We start from the raw sequence: 1,986 nt of genomic DNA, 5'->3' as shown, positions 1-1,986 counted from the left end.
GGCTATAGCGCCGGTTTCCCAGAAAGAAGAAGTAGTGGTAACCAAGACTTCACAAACCGTATCAAAAGTCGTTGAAGTTCCTGTGGTAGAAAAAACGGTAAAAGAAAAACCATTATTACCGCCTGTCATGCCGGAAGTAGAAGAAAGCTTACCGGAAACAACAACAAACGAAGAGGTAGCAATAGTGACTCCGGACACGACTATAACAACTACCCCGGTCGCTGCTAATACTACGGAAGAAGAACCAAAACGTGTTGTATTCCGTCATCCGGATGTAAATTCCGTACTCGATCAAATTTTCCCATTTGCCCCCTCACATCCTAAACAAGAAGCATCTAACCGTCCTGTACAGAATGAACAGGGTGCTCCTCAACAGAATAACAGCAACAATAATAAAAACAATAATCGTCAGAATAACAATTACAATAATAATCAGCGTAATAATAACAATAATAATCAGCCTCAGGAAAAACAATATGAGTTCGACGGAATTTTAACCGGAGTAGGTGTACTGGAAATGATGCCTGATGGCTATGGTTTCCTTCGTTCTTCCGATTATAATTACCTGACATCTCCGGATGATATTTATGTATCTCAGTCGCAGATTAAATTATTTGGATTGAAAACGGGGGATGTGGTAGAAGGTGCAATTCGCCCTCCGAAGGAAGGAGAAAAATATTTTCCGCTGGTTAAGGTCGATAAAATAAACGGACGTAGTCCGGAAGAAGTTCGCGATCGTGTTCCTTTTGACCACTTGACTCCATTGTTCCCCGACGAAAAGTTTATGCTTACGGCTCGCCGTGCTCCGAAAGTGTACGATAACATAGCTGTTCGTGTTGTAGACTTGTTCTCGCCGATAGGAAAAGGACAGCGCGGCTTGATTGTAGCTCAGCCGAAGACTGGTAAGACAATGTTGCTGAAAGATATTGCTAATGCCATTGCTGCTAATCATCCAGAGGTTTATATGATTATTCTTTTGATTGACGAACGTCCTGAAGAAGTTACGGATATGGCTCGCAGTGTGGATGCTGAAGTTATTGCTTCTACTTTTGACGAACCGGCAGAACGTCATGTGAAGATAGCCGAGATTGTTTTGAATAAAGCAAAACGTATGGTAGAGTGTGGGCATGATGTAGTAATCTTGTTAGATTCAATTACTCGTCTGGCACGTGCTTATAATACAGTTCAGCCGGCTTCCGGTAAGGTGCTTTCCGGAGGTGTGGATGCGAATGCTTTGCAGAAACCGAAACGCTTCTTTGGTGCAGCCCGTAATATAGAGCATGGCGGTAGCCTTACTATTTTGGCGACTGCTCTTACGGAAACAGGTTCTAAAATGGACGATGTGATCTTTGAAGAATTTAAAGGGACAGGAAATATGGAATTGCAGCTGGATCGTAAGTTGTCCAATAAACGTATTTATCCGGCTGTCGATATTACGGCTTCAAGTACGCGTCGTGATGATTTACTGCAAGATGAAAGCACATTAAACCGTATGTGGATTTTGCGTAAGTATTTGTCTGATATGAACTCAATTGAGGCTATGGAGTTTGTTAAGCAACGCATGGAGCAGACAACAGACAATATGGAATTTCTTGCATCTATGAATGCTTGATGAGTAAGATATAATTCCGTTTTTGTAACGGAAAATATACTTGAAGTGTCCAATAATTAGACATCTGTGTCTAATTATTGGACACTTTTTTATATTATTTGATTTGTTAATCGTTTGGTAAATAGTAATATATATACTTTGGCATGTTATTTGAATATTTGTAAACAGCTATGTTTAACGTAAGAATTAATAATATAAAACAAATACGATTATGATCAAGATTGAAGGTTTAAGTAAGTTTTTCCGCACGGAAGAAGTAGAAACAATAGCATTGAACAAGGTTTCTTTGGAAGTAAAGGACGGCGAATTTGTCGCTATCATGGGTCCTTCCGGTTGTGGGAAGTCTACCTTGTTGAATATTCTCGGCCTTCTGG

At 40.3% G+C, this 1,986-nt stretch carries 2 protein-coding genes; both read left to right on the top strand.

The genetic code is table 11. The features are described 5' to 3' along the window. Positions 1 to 1,612, top strand: a 1,612-nt coding sequence (rho, locus tag CTY47_RS16590) for a transcription termination factor Rho (protein ID WP_099465893.1), incomplete at its 5' end; no start/stop codon positions are given. A 211-nt stretch (positions 1,613 to 1,823) separates the two neighbouring features. Continuing rightward, the coding region (locus CTY47_RS16585; protein ID WP_143813417.1) for an ATP-binding cassette domain-containing protein at positions 1,824 to 1,986 on the top strand (163 nt) is incomplete at its 3' end.

It is taken from the genome of Parabacteroides provencensis (genome assembly GCF_900232875.1).
Classification (GTDB): domain Bacteria; phylum Bacteroidota; class Bacteroidia; order Bacteroidales; family Tannerellaceae; genus Parabacteroides; species Parabacteroides chinchillae.
Note: the sequence above shows the minus strand (reverse complement) of the source record. Positions and strands in the feature narration are given on the sequence as shown.